This is a genomic window from Pseudomonas sp. LB1P83 (assembly GCF_054897885.1).
The window spans coordinates 5,492,486-5,514,115 of the sequence record NZ_CM142709.1; the positions used below are offsets into that span (position 1 = coordinate 5,492,486).

At 60.9% G+C, this 21,630-nt stretch carries 18 protein-coding genes; 14 read left to right on the top strand and 4 right to left on the bottom strand.

From position 1 onward, the window contains the following. The first annotated feature begins 52 nt into the window (after positions 1–52). On the top strand, positions 53–4,369 hold the full coding sequence (locus tag ACYZTY_RS25205; protein WP_461955927.1) for an Lhr family helicase: 4,317 nt from the start codon (positions 53–55) through the stop codon (positions 4,367–4,369). Positions 4,370–4,558: 189 nt separating this feature from the next. Here the strand turns inward: ACYZTY_RS25205 and ACYZTY_RS25210 are convergent, their stop codons facing one another. Beyond that, positions 4,559–6,667, bottom strand: a complete 2,109-nt coding sequence (locus tag ACYZTY_RS25210; protein ID WP_461955928.1) for a mechanosensitive ion channel domain-containing protein — start codon at positions 6,665–6,667, stop codon at positions 4,559–4,561. A 355-nt stretch (positions 6,668–7,022) separates the two neighbouring features. Here ACYZTY_RS25210 and ACYZTY_RS25215 point away from each other — a divergent pair, with 355 nt between their 5' ends. The 5 genes from ACYZTY_RS25215 to ACYZTY_RS25235 all read left to right on the top strand — a co-directional run bounded on the left by ACYZTY_RS25215 (position 7,023) and on the right by ACYZTY_RS25235 (position 12,434). After that, complete coding sequence (locus tag ACYZTY_RS25215) at positions 7,023–8,225, top strand: MFS transporter (RefSeq protein ID WP_461955929.1); 1,203 nt, start codon at positions 7,023–7,025, stop codon at positions 8,223–8,225. A 210-nt stretch (positions 8,226–8,435) separates the two neighbouring features. Continuing rightward, entirely contained in the window at positions 8,436–9,362 is a 927-nt protein-coding gene (locus ACYZTY_RS25220; RefSeq protein WP_461955930.1) for a DUF72 domain-containing protein, read from the top strand. Beyond that, entirely contained in the window at positions 9,359–10,156 is a 798-nt protein-coding gene (locus tag ACYZTY_RS25225) for an endonuclease/exonuclease/phosphatase family protein (protein WP_461955931.1), read from the top strand. Before ACYZTY_RS25220 ends, ACYZTY_RS25225 begins: the two co-directional genes overlap by 4 nt. Further along, a complete protein-coding gene (gene clsB, locus ACYZTY_RS25230) occupies positions 10,153–11,436 on the top strand; it encodes a cardiolipin synthase ClsB (protein ID WP_461955932.1) in 1,284 nt (427 codons plus the stop codon). Before ACYZTY_RS25225 ends, clsB begins: the two co-directional genes overlap by 4 nt. Continuing rightward, on the top strand, positions 11,433–12,434 hold the full coding sequence (locus ACYZTY_RS25235) for a lysylphosphatidylglycerol synthase domain-containing protein (RefSeq protein ID WP_461955933.1): 1,002 nt from the start codon (positions 11,433–11,435) through the stop codon (positions 12,432–12,434). The genes clsB and ACYZTY_RS25235 overlap by 4 nt, the downstream gene beginning before the upstream one ends. Positions 12,435–12,539: 105 nt before the next feature. On the opposite strand, the gene ACYZTY_RS25240 is transcribed toward ACYZTY_RS25235, so the two are convergent. The 3 genes from ACYZTY_RS25240 to ACYZTY_RS25250 form a co-directional block, all read right to left on the bottom strand. Next, positions 12,540–13,298, bottom strand: coding sequence for an alpha/beta hydrolase family protein (locus ACYZTY_RS25240; RefSeq protein ID WP_461955934.1), 759 nt, complete (start codon positions 13,296–13,298; stop codon positions 12,540–12,542). After that, positions 13,288–14,397, bottom strand: coding sequence for a DUF3182 family protein (locus tag ACYZTY_RS25245; protein WP_461955935.1), 1,110 nt, complete (start codon positions 14,395–14,397; stop codon positions 13,288–13,290). The genes ACYZTY_RS25240 and ACYZTY_RS25245 overlap by 11 nt, the downstream gene beginning before the upstream one ends. Positions 14,398–14,694: 297 nt before the next feature. Then, the gene (locus tag ACYZTY_RS25250) at positions 14,695–15,693 is read right to left on the bottom strand and encodes a GlxA family transcriptional regulator (protein ID WP_461955936.1); all 999 of its coding nucleotides are present in this window, start codon (positions 15,691–15,693) and stop codon (positions 14,695–14,697) included. Between the two features lie 104 nt (positions 15,694–15,797). Here ACYZTY_RS25250 and ACYZTY_RS25255 point away from each other — a divergent pair, with 104 nt between their 5' ends. From ACYZTY_RS25255 to ACYZTY_RS25290, 8 genes are all read left to right on the top strand, one after another. After that, the gene (locus tag ACYZTY_RS25255; RefSeq protein WP_461955937.1) at positions 15,798–16,352 is read left to right on the top strand and encodes a cysteine hydrolase family protein; all 555 of its coding nucleotides are present in this window, start codon (positions 15,798–15,800) and stop codon (positions 16,350–16,352) included. A 283-nt stretch (positions 16,353–16,635) separates the two neighbouring features. Continuing rightward, on the top strand, positions 16,636–17,217 hold the full coding sequence (locus ACYZTY_RS25260) for a YjfI family protein (protein WP_131062028.1): 582 nt from the start codon (positions 16,636–16,638) through the stop codon (positions 17,215–17,217). A 24-nt stretch (positions 17,218–17,241) separates the two neighbouring features. Beyond that, positions 17,242–17,940, top strand: coding sequence for a PspA/IM30 family protein (locus ACYZTY_RS25265; protein WP_461955938.1), 699 nt, complete (start codon positions 17,242–17,244; stop codon positions 17,938–17,940). 169 nt (positions 17,941–18,109) lie between these two features. After that, positions 18,110–18,673, top strand: a complete 564-nt coding sequence (locus ACYZTY_RS25270; protein WP_461955939.1) for a rhomboid family intramembrane serine protease — start codon at positions 18,110–18,112, stop codon at positions 18,671–18,673. Positions 18,674–18,743: 70 nt separating this feature from the next. Continuing rightward, entirely contained in the window at positions 18,744–19,778 is a 1,035-nt protein-coding gene (locus ACYZTY_RS25275) for an ion channel (RefSeq protein WP_461955940.1), read from the top strand. Beyond that, positions 19,765–20,442 (top strand): DUF2491 family protein, encoded by a 678-nt coding sequence (locus ACYZTY_RS25280; protein WP_461955941.1) that lies wholly within the window; start codon positions 19,765–19,767, stop codon positions 20,440–20,442. The genes ACYZTY_RS25275 and ACYZTY_RS25280 overlap by 14 nt, the downstream gene beginning before the upstream one ends. A 14-nt stretch (positions 20,443–20,456) precedes the next feature. Further along, entirely contained in the window at positions 20,457–20,885 is a 429-nt protein-coding gene (locus tag ACYZTY_RS25285) for a DUF350 domain-containing protein (protein ID WP_131062034.1), read from the top strand. Positions 20,886–20,903: 18 nt separating this feature from the next. Then, positions 20,904–21,623: a DUF1190 domain-containing protein gene (locus ACYZTY_RS25290; RefSeq protein ID WP_461955942.1), complete on the top strand. Its 720-nt coding sequence runs from the start codon at positions 20,904–20,906 to the stop codon at positions 21,621–21,623. Positions 21,624–21,630 lie beyond the last annotated feature (7 nt).

A 21,630-nucleotide genomic window follows, 5' to 3' on the forward strand; every position in this document is an offset into this window, starting at 1 on the left:
AGTTCTTGAGCGGTACTTGCATCTTCATCCCCCCGCCCGCATAAATTACCCCATGAATCTGCCCATTCCCACGGACGCGGCCCTGGCAGGCTTCCACCCCGCCGTCAGCGCCTGGTTCAGCAACACGTTCCCGACGGTCACCGCCGCCCAGGCCCGGGCGTGGCCGTTGATCCGCCAGCACCGCTCGACCCTGATCGCCGCGCCCACTGGGTCCGGCAAGACCCTCACGGCCTTCCTCGCGGTCATCGACGACCTGGTCCACCGAGGTCTGGACAACGGCGGCCATCTGCCCGACGAAACCCTGGTGGTCTACGTCTCACCGCTCAAAGCCCTGTCCAACGACATCCAGATCAACCTGCAAACCCCGCTGGCCGGCATCACCGAGCAATTGCGTGTCATGGGCCTGCCCGAATTGCAGATCAACACCGCCGTGCGCACCGGCGATACGCCCCAGAAAGACCGCTCGGCCATGCGCCGAAATGCGCCGCACATCCTGGTGACCACCCCGGAATCCCTTTACGTACTGCTCGGCTCCGACTCCGGCCGGCAGATGCTCGGCACCACGCGCACAGTGATCGTCGACGAAATCCACGCCATCGCCGCCAGCAAACGTGGCAGTCACCTGGCCCTGAGCCTCGAACGTTTGCAGGCGCTGTGCGCCGTCCCGCTGATGCGCATCGGCCTGTCCGCCACGCAAAAACCCATCGAAGCGGTCTCGCGCTTCCTCGTTGGTCGTGATCGCCAGTGCGAAATCATCGACATCGGCCACGCCCGCCCGCGGGATCTGGACATTGAAGTGCCGCCAGTGCCGCTGTCGGCGGTGATGTCCAACGACGTCTGGGAACTGGTCTACGACAGGCTCGCCGCCCTTGCCCGCGAACACCGTACCACCCTGATTTTCGTCAACACTCGGCGCCTCGCCGAACGCTTGAGCCGGCATCTGAGCGAACGCCTCGGCAAAGAAGCCGTCGCCGCGCACCACGGCAGCCTGGCCAAAGAGTTTCGCCTCGACGCGGAACAGCGGCTCAAGCGCGGCGACCTGCAAGTATTGATCGCCACGGCCTCGCTGGAGCTGGGGATCGACATTGGCGACGTCGACCTGGTGTGCCAGATCGCCTCGCCGCGCTCGATTGCCGGTTTTCTGCAACGGGTCGGTCGCTCCGGGCATCAGGTCGGCGGCACGCCCAAGGGCCGTTTGTTCGCCACCACCCGCGATGACCTGATCGAATGCACCGCCCTGCTCGACTGCGTGCGTCGTGGCGAACTCGACACCTTGCAGATTCCCAAGGCGCCGCTGGATGTCCTGGCTCAGCAGATCATCGCCGAAGTCAGCTGCCAGGAATGGCAAGAGCAGGCGCTGCTGGAGATGTTCCGCAAAGCCTCGCCCTACGCCGGACTCGACGAAAAACATTACCAGGCGCTGCTGCACATGCTCGCCGAGGGCTACAACGGTCGGCAGGGCATCCGTAGCGCTTACGTGCACCGCGACGCCGTAACCCGCACATTGCGCGGTCGTCGGGGCAGCAAATTGACGGCCGTGACCAGCGGCGGAACGATTCCGGACAACGCCGACTACAGCGTTTTACTGGAACCTCAAGGGCTGAACATCGGTAGCGTGAACGAAGACTTCGCAGTCGAAAGCATCGCCGGGGATATCTTCCAGTTGGGCAATACGTCGTACCGAATCCTGCGCGTCGAAACCGGCAAGGTCCGGGTCGAAGACGCGCAGGGCCAGCCACCGACTATCCCGTTCTGGCTCGGTGAAGCACCGGGACGCAGCGCAGAATTGTCGTTCGCCGTGGCGCGCCTGCAAGCGCAGCTCGACCAACTGCTCGGCGCCACACCGGGCGACTTGCAGCCGGCCATCGACTGGCTGACTGATACCCTCGGCCTGAACCTCGCGAGCGCCGAGCAACTGGTGGATTACCTGGCCCGGGCGCGCCTGGCGCTCGGTGCCCTGCCGTCGCAAGACACGCTGCTGATGGAGCGCTTTTTCGACGAATCCGGCGGCACGCAACTGATCATCCACACGCCGTTCGGCAGTCGCATCAACCGCGCCTGGGGCCTGGCCCTGCGCAAGCGTTTCTGCCGCACCTTCAACTTCGAATTGCAGGCCGCCGCCAGCGAAGACGCGATCGTGCTCTCGCTGTCCTCCAGCCACAGCTTCGAACTCGAAGACGTTTGGCGCTATGTGCACAGCAACACGGCCGAACACTTGCTGATCCAGGCAATCCTCGATGCGCCGCTGTTTGGCGTGCGTTGGCGCTGGAACGCCGGGGTCGCGCTGGCGTTGCCGCGTTACACGGGCGGACGCAAAGTCGCGCCGCAGATCCAGCGGATGAAAAGCGAGGACCTGATCGCCAGCGTATTTCCCGACCAGATCGCCTGCGCGGAAAACCTCGCCGGCGAACGTGAAGTGCCCGAGCATCCGCTGGTGGAGCAAACCCTCGACGACTGCCTGCACGAGGCCATGGACTGCGAAGGCTGGCTGGCGCTGTTGCGGCGCATGGAACGTGGCGAGGTCCGGCTGATCAGCCGTGATTTGCCGGCGCCCTCGCCATTGGCAGCAGAAATCCTCAGCGCCCGTCCCTACACCTTTCTCGACGATGCGCCGCTGGAGGAACGCCGTACTCAGGCGGTGCTCAACCGGCGCTGGACCGACCCGCAGTCCACCGACGACCTCGGCGCGCTGGATGCCGAGGCGATTCAAGCGGTGCGCGACGAAGCCTGGCCAACCCCAACGGGCGTAGATGAAATGCACGAGGCCTTGATGAGCCTGACGGGCATCACCGATACCGAGGCGCGGGCCAATGCGCATTGGCCCGACTGGCTGAACGCTCTCGCTGAAAGCGGCCGCGCCAGCCGTTTGCAGATCAATGCCGAGCAATCGCTGTGGCTGGCGCTGGAGCGGTTGACCTGCCTGCGCGCGGTTTATCCACAAGCGACTTTGCATCCACCGCTGGAGGCGCTGCCAGGGTTCGATGAAGTCTGGGAGCCGGATGAAGCGCTGCTGGAAGTGATTCGCGCGCGGCTCAGCGCATTTGGCCCGCTGCCGTTAAAAGCGATTGCCGAACCCTTGGGATTGCCGGCCATTGAAGTCACCCAGGCGCTGGCGCAACTGGAGCGCGAAGGTTATGTGCTACGCGGACAATTCACCCCGGGCGCCAGCGAGGATGAATGGTGCGAACGGCATCTGTTGGCGCGGATTCATCGCTACACCGTCAAACGTCTGCGGCGGGAAATCGAGCCGGTGGCGTTGCAGGATTTCATGCGGTTTCTGTTCGACTGGCAGCATCTTTCCACCGCGACTCAAGGCCAGGGCAACGCGGTGTTGCCCGCCATCGTCGCTCAGTTCGAAGGCTACCCCGCCGCCGCTTCAGCCTGGGACAGCGACATTCTGCCGATGCGCATCAAAGGCTATTCGGCGAGTTGGCTGGACGACCTGTGCCGCAGCGGCAAACTGGTCTGGACGCGTCTGACGGCGCGCAACAAGAGCGCCGGCACGGCGCTGCGCAGCACACCGATTCTGTTGCTGCCGCGCAGTCAGGTCGGGTTGTGGAGCAGCCTCACCGAGCAGACCCCGGTCAGTGAACTGTCGCCCAAGACGCAAAAGGTTTACGAAGCACTCAGTCAACATGGCGCGCTGTTTTTCGATGAGTTGATTCATGAGGCGCATCTGCTGCGCGCCGAGCTGGAAATTGCCTTGCAGGAACTGGTCGGCGCCGGGCTGGTAAACGCTGACAGTTTCGCCGGCCTGCGGGCACTGATCACGCCCACCAGCAAACGGCAGAATCGCAGCAGCCGTCGCGGGCGTGGGGCGTTTGTCGGCGGGATGGACGATGCCGGGCGCTGGGCCTTGCTGCGACGCGGTCCCGCCGCGCCGGTTGTGGATAACAAACGACCGGCCCCGACGCCGAGCGACACGCTTGAACACATCGCAATGACCTTGCTGAGGCGTTATGGCGTGGTGTTCTGGCGCTTGCTGGAACGGGAAGCGGATTGGCTGCCGAGCTGGCGGGAATTGCTGCGCACGTTCCATCGTCTAGAGGCTCGGGGAGAGATTCGCGGTGGACGGTTTGTCAGTGGTTTGGCCGGGGAGCAGTTTGCGTTGCCTGAGGCAATTGCGCTGCTGCGTGAAGTGCGACGCCGGCCGCATGACGGGAGCCTGATTGCGGTGTGCGGGGTTGATCCGCTGAACCTTGCCGGGACGTTATTGCCCGGTGCGAAAGTGCCGGCGTTGGCGAGTAATCGGCTGGTGTATCGGGATGGGTTGCCAGCGGCTGCCGAGATTGCCGGCAAGCAGGTTTTCTGGGGGGAGCTGGATCAGCAATTGGCTGCCGAGTTGCACAACAAACTGACCCGGCATTGATGGTGTCTGGGCGGGCCTCATCGCGGGCAAGCTCGCTCCCACAGGTAATCGGTGTCTGAGCAAAATTGTCTAACCGACACCAGTCCCTGTAGGAGCGAGGCTTGCCCGCGAAGAACGAAGACACGGTCCTACTGATACACCGCGATGCGCCCTTCGCGGGCAAGCCTCGCTCCTACAGGGGTTACGGTGTTATTGGGGGCGAGGTTGATCCGGTAGCATCATCGGCGAATTTTCGACCGCCGGCCCATCATCTGCCATCGCCTGCCTCGGCATCAAAACCTGCTGTGGATAAGTCTGCGCGAAATGCACCCACGGGCTGTTATCCACAAGCTTTTTCAAGCGCTGGTTAAACGCCCGACTCACCGCATACTGCCCACCCGACACCGTGCGGAACTGCGCCGTCAGCACCACGCCGTTGAGGTCCATTTTATCGACGCCAAATACGTCCAGCGGACCTTGCAGGTTGTACTTGAGAAACGCGTCTTCCCGAATCGAATCCCCTGCCTCACGGATCAACTCTATCGCCTTGTCGACATCGGTGTCGTAGGTGAACTGCACCGAGAAAAACGCATAAGCGAACTGCCGCGATTGGTTGGTCACAGCCTTGATCTGACCGAACGGCACCGAGTGCACGAAACCCTTGCCGTCACGCAGGCGCAAGGTGCGGATGGTCAGGCCCTCGACCGTGCCGGCGTGGCCGGAATCGAGCACCACCCAGTCGCCAATCGACAAGGTGTCTTCGATGATGATGAACAGCCCGGTGATCACGTCCTGCACCAGTTGCTGCGAACCAAAACCGATGGCCAGGCCGACCACCCCGGCACCGGCCAGCAACGGCGCGACGTTGATCCCGAGATTGGCCATGGTAGTGATCGCGCAAATTACTACCAGGATGATTTTGATCGCGTTGCGCAGCAGCGGCAGGATGGTTTTGACCCGCGTGCTGGGCTGCGTCGTGCGTTTGTTGAGCGGCGGTTTCAGCGCTTCCTGGATCGCCGTATCAAGCACCACCCACAGCAACCAGGTCACCAGAAAGATCAGGCCCATGCTGCTCAACGACTCACTGATCGCCCGTCCCACCGAGTTGCGCTCGGCGAATTCGAACAGTGACACACCCCAGATCCGCCCGAGGATTTCGATGAAGGCAACGGCCATGACGATCCGCAGCAACGCATGCAGCAGACTGAGGAAACGCTCCTTGTAGGCGCTGCTTTGCTGGATCGCTGTGACCTGCCGCGACTTGAACATGTGCTGGAAAATCGTGCTGAGAAACACCGTGGCGATCAGCAAAATGGTGGTGAACAACGCACAGCGCAGGGCTTTCTGATTGTCATCGCCTACGCCAAGCAGGTTGATCGCCGAGACCATCACCATCAGCAGGATCGGCCAGTACCAGAGCCCGGAAAAGATCCGCAGGGATTCTTGCAGTGACGGCTGTTTGAGGCGTTGGGCAAGCGGACGGTTACGGATCAGATGCGCCACAGGGCGCCTTAGTCGAATCACCAATAACCCGAAGATGATCGAGACGAAAAAACCGGTGAGCACGGCTGCACTGCTGGTGATGTTGCCACCCAGTTGCCGAGCGATTTGCGGGCTGGTCAACGCATCGCTGAGCGCGGCGAGAAAGCCGATCAGAAACAGCGGCCGAGGGCAGTAATCGCGAATGATCTGCACCGCCGTGCGCTTGTGGCCGGTGTTGAACATGACGATCACGCAGAGCAGCATCGAGGTGGAGAAAATACCGCTGCTGGTGGCATAGGCGAAACACAGCGCCAGCGCGCGGCCCACCGAGGCGGGCAGGAAATGGCTGACGTAGAGGGTTAGCGGTAGACAGATCACCGCCGGCAGCGTGTAAGGCAACACATAATTGAGCAAATCCTGACTGCGTTGACGGGTGCGCAGCCAGCGGCCCTGGTTCAAGCGTTTGGCGAGGATCCCGCCGAGTACGGTGAGCAAGGCAAAAGTCCCGAGCCAGACGCCGGACAACATCAGGAAGTCGCCGATCACGCTCCAGCCTGAACGGCTCGAGGGTCGATTGACCAGTTTGTCCACCTCATCCGCCGCCCGATCGGCCCGCAGGCGCCAGGCGTCGACCAGGTTTTCGTTGAGGTCGAGCTTGTCCTGAACGTCGTCGATGCTGGAGCTGATGGCCCCGAGCAGACCGCCCTGGACCAGTGGTTCAGGCTTTGCCGGTTCCTCGGCAGCAGCGGGAACACCCGGCAGCGTGACGGCTTCCAACTCGTTGCTGCCCAGAAACAGCAACGCCCCCAGTAGTATCGCGGTCTTGAACTTGAGCAAAACGGGAAGCTCCTTGGGAAGGGTCTGTAAGGAACTGATCGGCAAACGGCGGGCAAGTTCGGTTTTCACCGCGAGATAACAGCCAACACATCCCCCTGTGGCGAGGGAGCTTGCTCCCGCTGGGGTGCGAAGCACCCCCAAAAACATGCAAACCCGAGCTCTCCAGGTACACCGCGCTATATAGTTTTGCGACTGCTGCGCAGCCGAGCGGGAGCAAGCTCCCTCGCCACAGGGTTTCATTCGCCCCGAGATATTTGACCTCAGCGCAAATATCAAATGCCCACCCCTCTATTTTTCCGCACACCCCAAACCCCGACACTGCGCTCCATCAATCAAACGCACCGGAGTTGCAGTCATGCCCATTGCCTTGCTCGCGCTGACCCTCAGCGCCTTCGCCATCGGGACGACCGAGTTCGTCATCGTTGGCCTGTTACCCACCATCGGCGCCGACCTCGGCGTCAGCCTGCCGTCCGCCGGCCTGCTGGTCAGCCTTTACGCACTGGGCGTTGCCATTGGCGCCCCGGTGCTGACCGCCCTGACCGGCAAAGTCCCACGCAAATTGTTGCTGTTGTCGCTGATGGTGCTGTTCACCCTTGGCAACTTGCTGGCGTGGAAAGCCCCCAGCTACGAGTCGCTGATCCTTGCGCGGATCGTCACCGGTCTGGCTCACGGGGTGTTTTTCTCGATTGGCTCGACCATCGCCACCAGCCTGGTGCCGAAGGAAAAAGCCGCCAGTGCCATTGCGATCATGTTCACCGGCCTGACCGTGGCGCTGGTCACCGGCGTGCCGCTGGGGACGTTCATCGGCCAGCATTTCGGCTGGCGTGAAACCTTTCTCGCCGTGTCTGCGCTGGGCGTGATCGCCTTTATCGGCAGCCTGCTTTATGTGCCGAAAAGCATTGCCCACAGCAAACCTGCTTCGCTGTTGCAGCAATTGCAGGTGCTCAAGCAACCGCGCCTTCTGCTGGTGTACGCCATGACCGCGGTCGGCTACGGCGGCTCGTTCATCGCCTTCACCTTCCTGGCGCCGATTCTTCAGGACATTTCCGGCTTCAGCGCCGGCACCGTCAGCCTGGTGTTGCTGGTCTACGGCATCTCGGTGGCGGTCGGCAACATTTGGGGCGGCAAGCTGGCGGACAAGCGCGGCCCGATCAGCGCGCTGAAAGTCATCTTCGCCCTGCTCGCTGCCGTGTTGTTCGTGCTGACCTTTACCGCTGGCAACCCATGGCTCGCGCTGGCTACCGTGCTGGTCTGGGGCGCGGTTGCGTTCGGTAACGTGCCAGGGCTGCAGGTGTATGTGGTGCGCCAGGCCGAGCATCACACGCCGCATGCGGTGGACGTGGCGTCGGGGCTGAACATCGCGGCCTTCAACCTTGGCATCGCCGGTGGCGCGTGGGGCGGTGGCTTGATCGTTGCTCATATGGGCCTGATCCACACGGCGTGGATTGGCGGGCTGGTGGTGTTGGTTGCGCTGGCGCTGACGGCGTGGAGCGGTCGCCTCGATCGCCTCGGCCCGGTCTATGCCGAGAGCTCAACCCGCATAGTCGCCAGTCACTAGACCCCTGTAGGAGCGAGCCTGCTCGCGATGGCGGCGGTACATCTTGCATCAATGTGGCTGACAGACCGCTATCGCGAGCAGGCTCGCTCCTACAGTAGGTCGGTGTGGTTTTCAGGAACGCACACCATCCGTAGCCCCGTCGAAACTTTCTCGCTTGCCCCACGGTCATCAAAAGACGGGGCAACCGAGGACCATTAGACGGGAGGCGACATGGCGGCGATTCACATTGGTATTTCAGGCTGGCGCTACACGCCTTGGCGGGGAGGTTTCTACCCGAAGGGGTTGATCCAGAAGCGCGAATTGCAATTCGCGTCACGGGCGGTCAACAGCATAGAAATCAATGGATCGTTTTACGCCCTGCAACGGCCTGAACGTTATGCCCAGTGGTACGCCGAAACCCCGGTGGACTTCGTGTTCAGCGTCAAAGCCCCACGTTTCATCACCCACATCAAACGTCTGCGGGACATTCACAAACCGCTGGCGAATTTCTTTGCCTCCGGGATCCTGGAGCTCAAGGAAAAACTCGGCCCGATCCTCTGGCAGTTCCCACCCAATTTCAAGTTCGACGTCGAGCTGTTCGAAAGCTTCCTCGAGCAACTACCCCACGACACCCAGCAGGCGGCCGCCCTCGCCCGCCAGCACGATTCGCACCTGCACGGCCCCGCCAGCCTGAAGGCATACAGGAAAAAGCCGCTGCGCCACGCCGTTGAAATCAGGAACGAAACCTTTGTTGATCCGTCGTTCGTGCGCCTGCTCAAGCGCTTCAACGTTGCCTTGGTCATCGCCGACACCGCCGGCAAATGGCCGTATCGCGAAGACGTCACCAGTGATTTCGTTTACCTGCGCCTGCATGGCGCCGAAGAACTCTATGCCAGCGGTTACACGCCTGAGGCGCTGGAACGTTGGGGCGAGCGAATCGAAGCCTGGAACCACGGCCAGCAACCGGCGGATCCGCAACTGATCGCACCTCGGCAGAAGCCGAAAACGCGCAAGTCCCGGGAAGTGTTCTGCTATTTCGACAACGACATCAAAGTGCGCGCGCCCTTCGATGCGCGGCGCTTGCTTGAGCACTTCCATCTCGACAAAGACCTCGCCACCCGTCCCGGTGAACCGGTCGCCGAAGGAGTGCTGTCATGAGTATTTCCGAGCCGGTGGGCATCACCGATGAACAGCAACCCGTCATCACCGCCGTGCGCAGTTTCACCGTGCTGACGGTCAATACCCACAAGGGTTTCACCGCGCTCAACCGGCGCTTCATCCTGCCGGAATTGCGCGACGCGGTGCGCAGCGTATCCGCCGACGTGGTGTTTTTGCAGGAAGTCCACGGCACCCACGAACATCATCCGCAGCGCTACACCAATTGGCCGGCAGTGCCGCAGTACGAATTCCTCGCCGACACCCTGTGGCCGCAATTTGCCTACGGCCGCAATGCCGTGTACCCGGCGGGTGATCACGGTAATGCGCTGCTGTCGAAATTCCAGATCACTCGCCATGAAAACCTCGACGTCTCGATCAGCGGCCATGAGAACCGTGGCATCCTGCACTGCGTGCTGCGCCTGCCCGGCGATGGCCGGGAAGTGCACGCGATTTGCGTGCATCTGGGGCTGCGTGAATCCCACCGGACGGAACAACTCAAGTTGCTGGCGCGACGCCTTGAGGACCTTCCGGCCGATGCGCCAGTGATCGTCGCCGGCGACTTCAACGATTGGCGCCAGCGTGCCGATGCGTTGCTCAAACCCTGCGGTCTGCGCGAGGTGTTCGCCGAGCACCACGGCAAACCGGCGCGCAGTTTTCCGGCGCGGTTGCCGGCGTTACGCCTGGACCGCATCTACGTGCGCAACCTCAAGGCCAGCCGTCCGAAAGTGCTGGCGGCGCGCCCCTGGTCACACCTTTCCGACCACGCACCGCTGTCGGTGGAGATCGAACTATGAGCAGCGCACCGATGGGAAAAACCGTTGATCGCATACCCACCACCCCGCCGGTGCGTGAACCCGGCGTGGTCGACGTTGAATACGGCTGGCAGGGCAACAACCTGGTGGAAATGCTGGAAAACGGCGAAGCCTATTTCCCGCGGGTGTTCGAGGCCATGCGCCAGGCCAAGACGGAAATCCTCCTGGAAACCTTCATTGTGTTCGAGGACAAGGTCGGCAATGAGCTGCAGCAAGTGCTGATCGACGCCGCCCAACGCGGCGTGCGGGTCACGGCCAGCCTCGACGGGTTTGGCTGTGGCGAGTTGAGTACCGGGTATCTCGCGGCCTTGAGCCAGGCCGGCGTACGCCTGCAAATATTTGATCCGGCGCCCAAGCGACTGGGCATCCGCACCAACTGGTTCCGCCGCCTGCACCGCAAGATTGTGGTGGTGGACGGTACGATTGCGTTCATCGGCGGGATCAACTTTTCCGCTGACCATTTGGCCGACTTCGGTCCCGAGGCCAAGCAGGATTATTCCGTTGAAGTGCAAGGTCCGGCGGTGGCTGACATACATCATTTCGCCCTGCTGCAAAGTGGTCGCCCGGCCCGCGCCAAATACTGGTGGCAACGCCGCCGGCAGCGGCGTTCGGAAATGGCGTTCAGTGACCACGACGGCCAGATTCGGCTGGTGTACCGCGACAACGGCGACCATCAGACGGACATCGAAGAGGTTTACCGGCAGGTGCTGCGCAGTGCCCAGCGCCGCGTCGTGATCGCCAATGCCTACTTCTTTCCGGGTTACCGCTTGCTGCGCGAAATCCGCAACGCCGCTCGCCGTGGCGTGGACGTGCGGCTGATTCTGCAGGGGCAACCGGACATGATGGTGGCCAAACTGGCCGCACGCATGACCTACGACTATTTGCTCAAGTCGGGTGTGCAGATCTACGAGTATTGCGAACGCCCGTTGCACGGCAAAGTCGCGCTGGTGGATGAGGACTGGAGCACCGTCGGTTCGAGCAATCTCGACCCGTTGAGCCTGTCCATGAACCTGGAAGCCAATGTGTTGATCCGCGACCGTGCCTTCAACCACGATCTGTTCGAACGGCTTGAGGTGCTGAGCAATAACCACTGCAAAGCGATGTCAGCGGACAAGTCTCCACGCGGACGGATCTGGCACATGACCGTCGGTTTTCTGGTGTTTCACTTCCTGCGCCACTTCCCGGCATGGGCCGGTTGGCTGCCGGCACATAAACCGCGCCTGAAACCCTTTACTCACTCGGCCGGGAGCGACCAACCATGAACCGCGTTGAAGCGCACTCGGCGCCTCAGGCCGACAACGCAACATCCGCCCCGGTAAAAAAAACACGTTGGAGTCGTTGGAAAAAACCGCTGACGATGCTGTTTTTCCTGGCACTGATCGTGCTGTTCACGATGCTCGCCCAGCGCATCGAATGGAACGAAGTCTTCGACACCCTGGCCAATTTCAAGATGCGTACGCTGATCATTGCATCGGGCCTGACGCTGGTGAGTTTTCTGGTCTACGCCTGTTTCGACCTGATCGGTCGCACCTACATCCGTCAGGACCTGACCTGGAAGCAGATCTTACCGGTAGGGGTCATCAGCTACGCCTTCAACCTCAATCTGAGTGCCTGGGTCGGCGGCATAGCCATGCGTTATCGCCTCTATTCGCGACTCGGGGTTAGCAAAAGCAACATCGCGAAAATCCTCGGGTTGAGCCTGGCGACAAACTGGTTCGGCTACATGGTGATTGCCGGCGCGGTGTTCAGCAGCGGACTGGTCAGAATGCCCCCGGGCTGGAAGTTGAGCAGCGGTGCATTGCAAGGTGTGGGGGTGTTGTTGCTGCTGGTGAGCGCCGGATATCTGGCGGCGTGCCGGTTCTCCAAGCGGCGGGAATGGTCGATACGCGGGGTGGAAATCAACCTGCCCTCCTTGCGCATGGCGGTGTTGCAACTGGCCCTCGGGGCGCTCAACTGGTCGCTGATGGCGGCGGTGATATTCACGCTGCTGCCGAGCAAGCTGGATTATCCGTTGGTGCTGGGCGTGTTGCTGATCAGTGCGATTGCCGGGGTGATCACCCACATTCCCGCCGGGCTTGGGGTCTTGGAGGCGGTGTTTGTGGCGTTGCTGCAGCATGAGGCTTCGCGAGGGAGCCTGGTGGCGGGGTTGCTGGCGTATCGGGCGATCTATTTTATTTTGCCGTTGTTGATTACGTTGGTGATGTATTTGATCGTTGAGGCCAAAGCGAAGTCGCTGCGGATTGCCAAGAAGCCTTCCTGAGATGTGTAGTGAGGCGGATGACGCCATCGCGAGCAGGCTCGCTCCCACAGGTTTTGCACAATCCTGTAGGAGCGAGGCTTGCCCGCGAAGAATTCAACGCCGATTTCACTTCGATTGAATAATGCTCAACCGCTCGCCCACGACCATCTCGGTAATCCAGTCCACCAGAATCGAGGTATACGCCTGCTGCGAAACCGGCTCGCTCAACGCGTGATCGGCGCCGTCGATAATCCGGTGCGTCAGTGAATGCGTCTGCTGGCATGCGGCGCGGTAGCTCATGATCGTCGCGTGGGGCACATAGTCGTCGGTCTCGGACTCCACGAGCAGCACATCCCCGGTGAATTGCGAGCAGGCATGCAGCGCGCGATTGCTGTCGGCGCGCACCAGCGTGTTGCGGTAATCGCGCAAATCAGCCTTGTCCAGTTCACGTTTGGGCGTGTGCCATTCATCGTCGCGATACAGCGCCGGCACCCGTAGCGCCAGCCAACGCACCGGGCGCAACGAGGTCAGGATCGAGGCCAGGTAACCGCCGTAACTGGTGCCCACCACCGCAATGGCGGAAGTATCGAGCGCCGGGTGGGCGAGCAAGCGGTCGTACGCCGCCAGCAGGTCACGCAGGTTGTCTTCACGCGTTACGCGAGTGAGCGGGATGCCGGTGCCGCCGGTGTGCCCGCGCAGGTCGAACGTCAGGCACACGCAACCCAGGCCGGCGATGCCTTTGGCCCGTTCCAGGTCCCGCTCCTGGCTGCCGCCCCAACCGTGCACAAACAACACGCCGGGGACTTTCGATTTGGGGCTCAGAAAAGTGCCGCTCATCTGTTCATCGTCGATGTCGATCTGAATGGTTTCGCTTCTAGCCGTCATAGGATTTGACCGTTACGTACTTGAGAAGAAAGTCACTGTTCTCCGCCGGCCCGCGATACACCTCGATGGCATCCACCGGCAACGGTTGATCGATGTAGGTTTCCACCGAGGACACGCGAATTGCGCGCATCCCCGGGTCGTTGACGAAGCTCTGCAACGCGGCCACTTCGGCGCTGCTGGCACCGCCCATGCGCCAGGATTGTTCGAGCACGCCGCTGCGTTGTTTGCCGTGGCTGTCCAGGCCTTGGGCAATGTCGTAGTTGCGGCGCGAGGCGTAGAAACCGGGATAGGCTTCGTCCGCTGCACTGTCGAACACTTGCGCCTGCTGGATCGCCAGTCGCACATCGTCAGGCAGGTCCAGTTCCAGCAGGTCATCGTAATCACCCTGCACCACCAGCAGATTGGAACCTCCATAAACCTGCTCGCCCTGACCGTCCTCGGTCAAGTATTGATCACCGCAATAACTCAGCACCTTGCCGCCGATAAAGCTCTGGCCGACGCTGTGGGTGATCACTTTGTCGAGATCCTCCTCAAGCACCACGCCTTCGCTGAACAGTGCCTTGGCATCGGGGCGCGCCAGTACGGCATCGAATTGGTCGAGGCTTTTGATCACTTCCTGCCCACGTCCGGCACAGGCATGAATAGGCTTGATGCGGACAGGGCCGGCGCAGAGCAAATGCTCCGCAGCCGGTCGCGCATCGTCGAGCGAGAACACGCTGAGACCATTAAGCACGACGTTGCGCACCCGTTCGGAAAAAAGAGCAGACCAGCCTTGCGGGGCATGCGCATTTTTGTTGCGCAATCCGTGGCTAATGGCTTTGGTGCAGATGAAATCGTGGTCGACGTAACCGCCCCACAAATCTTCGGGCCCCTTGACGTCCAATGCCCGCGCGGCAGCGACGCCGACCAGGGTTTGGGTCGGCAATAGATAAAGATCCCGGCCGTTGTGTAATTCGGGATCGTAACTGCCGCCGAACTTGAGCCCCAGGATTTGCGCCAGCCAACGGGCCAGCGCGCGATTGGTTTCGACCTCGTGCAAGGGCGCCTCGGAGCGGACCGAGTGGGCGACCACCAGCTTCTTGCGATTTGTTGGGGTCATGCGTCCCCCTTCAATCTGCGTTTGATGAATGTAGTTGATGGGGTGCAGAGATCAAGCCAAGGATGCCTGGATAGAAACAGGCTTGAAATCAGTCAGTTGCAGGAATAGCGGTAGCACGACGCCAGCTTGATTCTGCACGACTCCCATTCGCGACTCCGGCATTTTGCACGATCCAAGCCTTGCACAGGGCCAATGTGGGAATGAGCCTGCTCGCGATAGCGGTCTGTCAGGCGCCATCAATGTTGACGGTTATGACCTCATCGCGAGCAGGCTCACTCCTACAGGGGGTTTGGTGTTTTACGCCGGTCGGGTTGCAGCGCTCGGCGTCACGCCAAACCGTGACCGGTAATCACTCGGCGCCAACCCGGTGATTTTCTTAAAGGTCGACCGAAACGCCCCCGGGTCTTGATAGCCCACGGTCCAGGCGATGTGATCGATGGTGCCGTTGGTGAATTCGAGCATTTCCCGCGCCTTGCCGACCCGCAGGTGCTGGCAGTATTCGGTCGGTTTCAACCCGGTCGCCGCGCGGAATCGACGCAGGAACGTGCGCTCTTCCAGCCCCGCCCGCTCGGCCATTGCCGTCAACGACACATCAGTAGCCCCGGTGCTTTGCAGCCAATGCTGAACCTTGAGAATCGACGCATCGCCATGGCTGAGAATCGGTGAAAAATTGCTGCCGCATTCACTCGCGCTGTCGCTGTGCTCCACCACCAGGAAACGCGCGGTGCCGGTGGCGATACTCGGGCCGAGTAGACGGTCTACCAGGCGCAAGCCCAGCTCGGACCAGGCCATCAGCCCGGCGGTGGTGATCAGGTCGCCGTCGTCGACGATGGGCGTATCCGCCTTGAGCTTGATGGCCGGGTAACGCTCGGCGAAGGTTTTGGCCGAGGTCCAGTGGGTGGTGGCGCTGCGGCCGTCGAGCAAGCCACTTTCCGCCAGCAGAATCGAGCCTACGCAGACGCCACCGAGGGTCGCGCCTTGCGCATGTTGCTGACGCATCCACCGGATCAACGCCTGGGGCGCCTGGCCTTCGGAGAATCCTGCGATCGACGGTGGAATCAACACCGCCACCAACGGGCGGCCGGGCGCCGGATGACTGTCGTACACCCGCTCGGGCGCCTGCTCGCCATCAACCCGCCAATGGCTGACCCGCAGCAACGGCAACTGCGCAGACTGATGCTCGGCGGCAATTCTGTTGGCCACCCCGAACAAGTCCGTCAGCCCATGCACCGCCGCCATCTGCGCGCCGGGATAAATCAGCACGCCGAGCTCAGCGATTGCCCTTTCTGCGTCCATTGTCAGTTTTCCCCCTTCTATTGTCGGTGCGGCCAATCCCCGGTCGGTCGGCCAGAGCCAATACTTCGTTCCACACCCAACACACACATTTCGAGGAATCAGTCATGGCCAAGCAAGCACTCATCGTAGTCGATATCCAAAACGACTACTTCCCCCAAGGCAAGTGGCCGCTGGTCGGCGCCGATGCTGCCGCCGACAACGCAGTCCGTCTGCTCAAAGCCTTTCGCGATGCCGGTGATTCGGTGGTGCACATCCGTCACGAATTTACTTCCGAAGAAGCCCCATTCTTCACCCCGGGTTCGGAAGGCGCGAAGCTGCACCCCAAAGTCTTGAACCGCGCCGATGAGCCGGTGGTGCTCAAACACTTCGTCAACTCGTTCCGTGAAACCGAACTGAAGTCGATCCTCGACGAGCAAGGCATCAAGGAACTGGTGGTTGTCGGCAGCATGAGCCACATGTGCGTCGATGGCATCACTCGCGCCGCTGCCGATTTCGGCTACACCGTCACCGTGGTCCACGATGCCTGTGCCTCACGCGACCTGGAATTCAACGGCGTCACGGTACCCGCCGCCCATGTTCACGCTGCCTTCATGTCAGCCCTGAGTTTTGCCTATGCGAGCGTGATCTCCACTGACGAATTCCTGGCGGCCAGCCACTAACGTCTTAACCTATTGATCAAATTCCGAAAAAGGGCCCGCCGCGTTTCAGCGCTGCGGGCCTTTTTCGTGGGTCAGGAAAAGTAATACAAAAAATCTCACGCGTGAGCTATTGAGAGTGGCAAAAATTGCCTGTAGTGTTTCCCACGCGTGAGTTTTTCACTACGAGGTCAGCCCCATGAAAAGCAGCTCTCCATCGAGCCCTCCAACCGGGTCCGATACCGATACAGCAAGCCGCAAGGGAGAGCGCGCGAAACCGTCCGCGAAAAAACCATCGAGCTTTTACATGAAGCAGATGCGCGCGGGCCTGGGTGCCGCCGGTTATGTGAAACACGAGACTTGGGTGCTTCCCGAAAACCGAAGCCTGCTCAAGCAGATGGAGAAACAGCTTCGCCAACCGATTCTGGCTGGCTCATTCATGTCGGAGAATTACATGAGCGCAGGTACTAACTGGAACATCGATCGACTCTTCACCGCCCTTCAAGCCCTGGACGAAGTGGTTTCGAACGACATCACGCTTTCTCTGGTTCAAGGCTCCGAGTCCAGCATCAAGCTGGAAATGAACGATTTCGGAGGCTTGCCGATTTACATCGCGGTGGTGGGCGAACAGATCATCGTCGATACCGTTCTGGTCGACGTCGAGTCCATCAACGACGTACCGGCCTTCAATGACGCCGTGCTGCGCAGCCGGGAGATGTTCCCGCTGTCCTCGATCGGTATCGAGTCCATGCCCAACGGGCAGATTGTTTACAACATGTTCGGCGCCCTGAGCTCCGACTCCAGCCTGACGAACATCGTGACCGAGGCCAAAACCCTCGTCGACAACGTCCAGCGCGCCAGCGAAGCCTTCGAACGTTTCTTCAATTAATTATTCGGAAATAGGGAATATTCAATGACTCAGTCCATCTGGAGCAAATTGTTCACCGCGCTGCGCGGCGGTGCCACTGAAGTTGGCGAATCGATCGTCGACCAACAGGCCCTGCGCATCCTCGACCAGGAAATCCGCGATGCGGACAGCGCCCTGGCCAACGCCAAGCGTGAGCTGGTCACCATCATGGCCAAGCACAAACTGTCGGCTGACCGCGTCAGCGAGTACAACGCCAAGATCAAGGACCTGGAATCCAAGGCCCTGGCCGCGATCCAGGCCAACCGTGAAGACCTGGCGCTGGAAGTGGCCGAAGCCATTTCGACCCTGACCAACGAACTGGACGTCGAGCAAAAGCAGGCCACCGAATTCGGCGGTTACGCTGAAAACATGCGCAAAGACATCACCAAGGCCGAAAACCGCATCAAAAGCCTGCGCCAGCAAGTGGACATGGCCAAGGCCCGTGAAAGCGTACAGAAAGCCCAGGTCAGCGCTTCGATTGCCAGTGGCGGCGCCAACGGCAAGCTGGAAACCGCCGTCGGTACGCTGAACCGCCTGCAGGCCAAGCAGCAGCAACGCGCGGCTGAACTGGAAGCCCAGGACCAACTCGCCGATGCGTCGACCGGCACTGACCTGGAACGCAAACTGCGCGAAGCCGGCATTACGCCGAACGAAGGCAGCGCCAATGCGATTCTGGAACGCCTGAAGAAAAAATCGGCTGAGTAACCGATTCCGCCGCCAAACGCATAACCTGTGGGAGCTAGCCTGCCAGCGATTGCGGTTTGTCAGGCGACATTGATGTCGACTGGCACTCCCTCTACGTCGGAACGCCGCACGGAGCCGGCTCGCTCCCACAATGGATTGCGCTTCAGTTTTCATTGATTCGAGGTCAAGGATGGATGCCCTGAAAGGGTTCAAGACAATCGCCGGACTGGCCCTCTTCATGGTCGCGCTGCAATTGTTCAATGTCGCGACCGGCTACAGCCTCATGGCCTTCGGTCTGATTCCGAGAACCGTGCACGGTTTGCTCGGCATCATCACCTCGCCTTTCCTCCACGCTTCCTTTGCGCACCTGAGCGCGAACCTGATTGCCTTTTTGATACTGGGTACTCTGGTCATCATCGAAGGACTCAACCGGTTCATTGCGGTCAGCGCGATCATTATTCTGCTGGGCGGCGCGCTGGTCTGGCTGTTCGGCTTTGCAGGCGTACACATCGGCGCCAGCGGCTGGGTGTTCGGGCTCTGGGCGTACCTCTTGTCCCGTGCCTGGTTTCACAGGAGCTGGGGCAACCTGATCACGGCCGGCGTCGTGGCCCTGCTCTATGGCGGCCTGATATTTGGCTTCCTACCTCGCCAGGGTGTCTCCTTCGAAGGTCATCTCTTCGGGGCGCTCGCCGGGTTTATTGCAGCCAAGGTACTTTTCTCCGCGTCGCGCAGCAGGTTTAATGCCGCCCGGTAACCACACTTAAGCGTTCAGAAGTCGGGGCGATTACTTCACCGGAACGAGTACCCACGGAGTCAGGGACGAAATGTCGATTTTCCTTTTGTTGCGCATGTACGCCTCGTCCCTCTTCCACCGCTTCGGCTGGGCAGGCCTGGTCATTGCCTTGGGCGTACACCTGATCACGGCTTATCTGGGCCTGGTGCTTCTGGGCGAACAACACCTCACCGCCCCCGCCACGTTTACTTACTTCTATCTCACCACCACACTCACCGTCGGCTATGGCGATCTCGCGCCGCAGACACCGGCCGGGCGAATTTTCGTGGCCACCTGGGTCATGCTCGGGGGCATTGCGCTGCTGACGGCAGCCATCGGCAAAACCACCAGCAGTGTCATCGATGCATGGAGAAAAGGCATGAAGGGCAAAGGCGATTTCACCGGCAAGGTCGGCCATACGATTCTCATCGGCTGGGAAGGTGCGTCCAGCGAGCGGGTCATTGAATTATTGCTTCAGGACGAAACCTCGAACGACAACCTGATCGTCATTTGCGATTGCACCCTTGAAGAAAACCCGATGCCGGGCAAAGCGACCTTTATCAAAGGTGAAAGCCTGTCCTCGGTGGCGTTGCTGCTGCGCGCCGGCGTTCCGGGTGCCGAACGCGTCCTGGTGCGAACCCATTCTGACGACCTGACCCTGGCCACCGTGCTGGCGGTCAATCAACTGAAACCTGTCGGGCATGTGGTCGCCCATTTCAATGACAGTGAAGTCGCTGCGCTCGCCAGCGCCTACGCACCCAGCCTGGAATGCACCTCAAGCATGGCCATCGAGATGCTGGTGCGCGCCTCTCAGGATCCGGGCTCGTCAGTGGTCATCAATGAATTGCTGTGCGTGGGCCAGGGCGCCACCCAATACCTGATGAAACTGCCCGAGGCCTTCGAAGCCACGTTCGGCGATCTGTACACCCGGATGAAAGAACACCACAACGCCACGCTCATCGGCTATCGCGCCAAAGGCGCCCAACAACCGTCGATCAACCCGCCCAGCGCTACGCGCGTTGAGGGCGGCGAACTCTTCTACATCGCCTCCACTCGCCTCAAGGAAATCTCCAATGGGATGGTTTAAACAGTTGATGGGGCTTGAGGCCCCGAACGCGACCCCAGAGTCGAAATGGACCGCCAACGAAACTCCGCCGTCGGCTACCGGCCCATTGGGCCTGGGGTTGGGCAAAGGCGTGATGTTCGACACCTCCCTGAGATTGTTGCTCGACGGCAACACCACGGTGACCATCCCCGGCTCCCAGCAGATCTGGAGCAACGGCACCGTCGACCTCGGGCAATCGACCTGGCTGTCGCGCTATTACATGAACGACGAAGATTACTGGCTGCAGGTGCACACCACCGGCGAAATTGCCGGGCAGGTCGAGTCGGTGATCCTGTTCAATTACCTCAGCTACATCACCATCAGCAGTGAAGCGGAGCTGCGTCGGCTGGCCGGTCCGCAAAGCCTGATCGGGCTGCCGACCTACACCCATAACGGCGTCGAATACACCCGCGAATGGGGCACCGAGAATGGCCAGACAGAATTGGTGGCGCTGAGCGAACAGCTGAAAAATCCGGAGGAGTCCTACAATATCGAGCACCGTTCGATGCTGTACGCCCGCGAAACAGGCCTGACCGATCGCCGGGAGTTCCTGCTGTTTTCCGTCGAAGAAGACGCCGAAGGCACCATCAGCTTGAGCACGTCGCTGGGCATCTCGCTGTACACAACCGACCTGAATACGTTCTAAAAAGGAAGAAGTCCATGCTAGAAGCACTTTCCATCTCCCTGAACAAAGCCGCCGTGTTCGGGTTTGTCGCGTACATCCTCGGCGCCGCGGTGCTGTTCGCGCTGTTCCAGTTCATCTACACCCGTATCACACCGCACAAGGAATTCGAACTGATCCGCTCGGGCAACGTCGCCGCCGCAATCGCTCTGGGCGGCGCCCTCATCGGTTTCGCGATTCCGGCCAGCAATGTGATTGCCTACTCGATCAGCCTGCTCGACTTCGTCGTCTGGTCGCTGATCGCGGCAGTCGTGCAACTGCTGGCGTTCCTGGTGACCAGCCTGGTGTTGAAAGGCACTTCTGAACGGATCAAGAAAGGCGAAATCGCGGCGGGTGTCTATGTCGCGGCCGTGGCCATCAGCGTTGGCATGTTGAACGCCGCCTGCATGACCCCAACCCCGAACTGATTGCGCACGGAGCTCCCGATGAAACGAAGCAAGTACGTTCAACTGTCGCTGGCAGCCTCGGTCGCCATGGCGATATCAGGCTGCGGGCCGACGGAAAAAACCTACCCGGTGCAGAAGAAATACAACTTCCAGTCCGTTCAGCAATGCTCCGATGAAAAACTCCCGGTGGACGTCTGCTCGGACGCCTACATGACCGCCATGGCCGAGCATCGCCGCATTGCGCCGGTGTACGACAGCCAGGCCGATTGCGATGCCGACTTTGTCGCCGACTGGTGCCAGCAGGATTCCGCCGGCAAGTTCATCCCCAAGCTGGGCGGTTTCGAACTGACCGCCGATGGCCAGGTCACCCAATCCCAGGTGGACGCGGCCAAGGCGCAATTACCCGCCTCGGAAGCGGCGAACAGTGGCGGCTCGGGCTTCTCCACCAGCAGCCTGCTGACCGGCCTGCTGATCGGCAATATGCTGAGCAGCAACCGCAACAGCTATTACTCGGAGCCGGTGTATCGCTATCGCGATGATCGCGGCAGCTATTCGAACTCGACCCTCAGCCAGCGGATTTCCAAGGGTTCGACGTTTAACAAGTCCAATCAGGCGAGGTACGGCAGCAGCAACTACGCCGACTCGATCCGTTCTTCTACCAGCAAACCGGTTTCCGTTGCCTCGTCCACCTCCCGTGGCGGCTTCGGCAGCAAGGCCAGCGCACGCAGCGGCTGGGGCGGCGGCGGATCGAGCAGTTAAGGGGACC

Bases quoted from the DNA above. Each gene is read 5' to 3' on its own strand.
- ACYZTY_RS25205 (WP_461955927.1), top strand. From the start codon at position 53: ATGAATCTGCCCATTCCCACGGACGCGGCCCTGGCAGGCTTCCACCCC.
- ACYZTY_RS25215 (WP_461955929.1), top strand. From the start codon at position 7,023: ATGCCCATTGCCTTGCTCGCGCTGACCCTCAGCGCCTTCGCCATCGGG.
- ACYZTY_RS25220 (WP_461955930.1), top strand. From the start codon at position 8,436: ATGGCGGCGATTCACATTGGTATTTCAGGCTGGCGCTACACGCCTTGG.
- ACYZTY_RS25225 (WP_461955931.1), top strand. From the start codon at position 9,359: ATGAGTATTTCCGAGCCGGTGGGCATCACCGATGAACAGCAACCCGTC.
- clsB (WP_461955932.1), top strand. From the start codon at position 10,153: ATGAGCAGCGCACCGATGGGAAAAACCGTTGATCGCATACCCACCACC.
- ACYZTY_RS25235 (WP_461955933.1), top strand. From the start codon at position 11,433: ATGAACCGCGTTGAAGCGCACTCGGCGCCTCAGGCCGACAACGCAACA.
- ACYZTY_RS25240 (WP_461955934.1), bottom strand. From the start codon at position 13,298: ATGACGGCTAGAAGCGAAACCATTCAGATCGACATCGACGATGAACAG.
- ACYZTY_RS25245 (WP_461955935.1), bottom strand. From the start codon at position 14,397: ATGACCCCAACAAATCGCAAGAAGCTGGTGGTCGCCCACTCGGTCCGC.
- ACYZTY_RS25250 (WP_461955936.1), bottom strand. From the start codon at position 15,693: ATGGACGCAGAAAGGGCAATCGCTGAGCTCGGCGTGCTGATTTATCCC.
- ACYZTY_RS25255 (WP_461955937.1), top strand. From the start codon at position 15,798: ATGGCCAAGCAAGCACTCATCGTAGTCGATATCCAAAACGACTACTTC.
- ACYZTY_RS25260 (WP_131062028.1), top strand. From the start codon at position 16,636: ATGAAGCAGATGCGCGCGGGCCTGGGTGCCGCCGGTTATGTGAAACAC.
- ACYZTY_RS25265 (WP_461955938.1), top strand. From the start codon at position 17,242: ATGACTCAGTCCATCTGGAGCAAATTGTTCACCGCGCTGCGCGGCGGT.
- ACYZTY_RS25270 (WP_461955939.1), top strand. From the start codon at position 18,110: ATGGATGCCCTGAAAGGGTTCAAGACAATCGCCGGACTGGCCCTCTTC.
- ACYZTY_RS25275 (WP_461955940.1), top strand. From the start codon at position 18,744: ATGTCGATTTTCCTTTTGTTGCGCATGTACGCCTCGTCCCTCTTCCAC.
- ACYZTY_RS25280 (WP_461955941.1), top strand. From the start codon at position 19,765: ATGGGATGGTTTAAACAGTTGATGGGGCTTGAGGCCCCGAACGCGACC.
- ACYZTY_RS25285 (WP_131062034.1), top strand. From the start codon at position 20,457: ATGCTAGAAGCACTTTCCATCTCCCTGAACAAAGCCGCCGTGTTCGGG.
- ACYZTY_RS25290 (WP_461955942.1), top strand. From the start codon at position 20,904: ATGAAACGAAGCAAGTACGTTCAACTGTCGCTGGCAGCCTCGGTCGCC.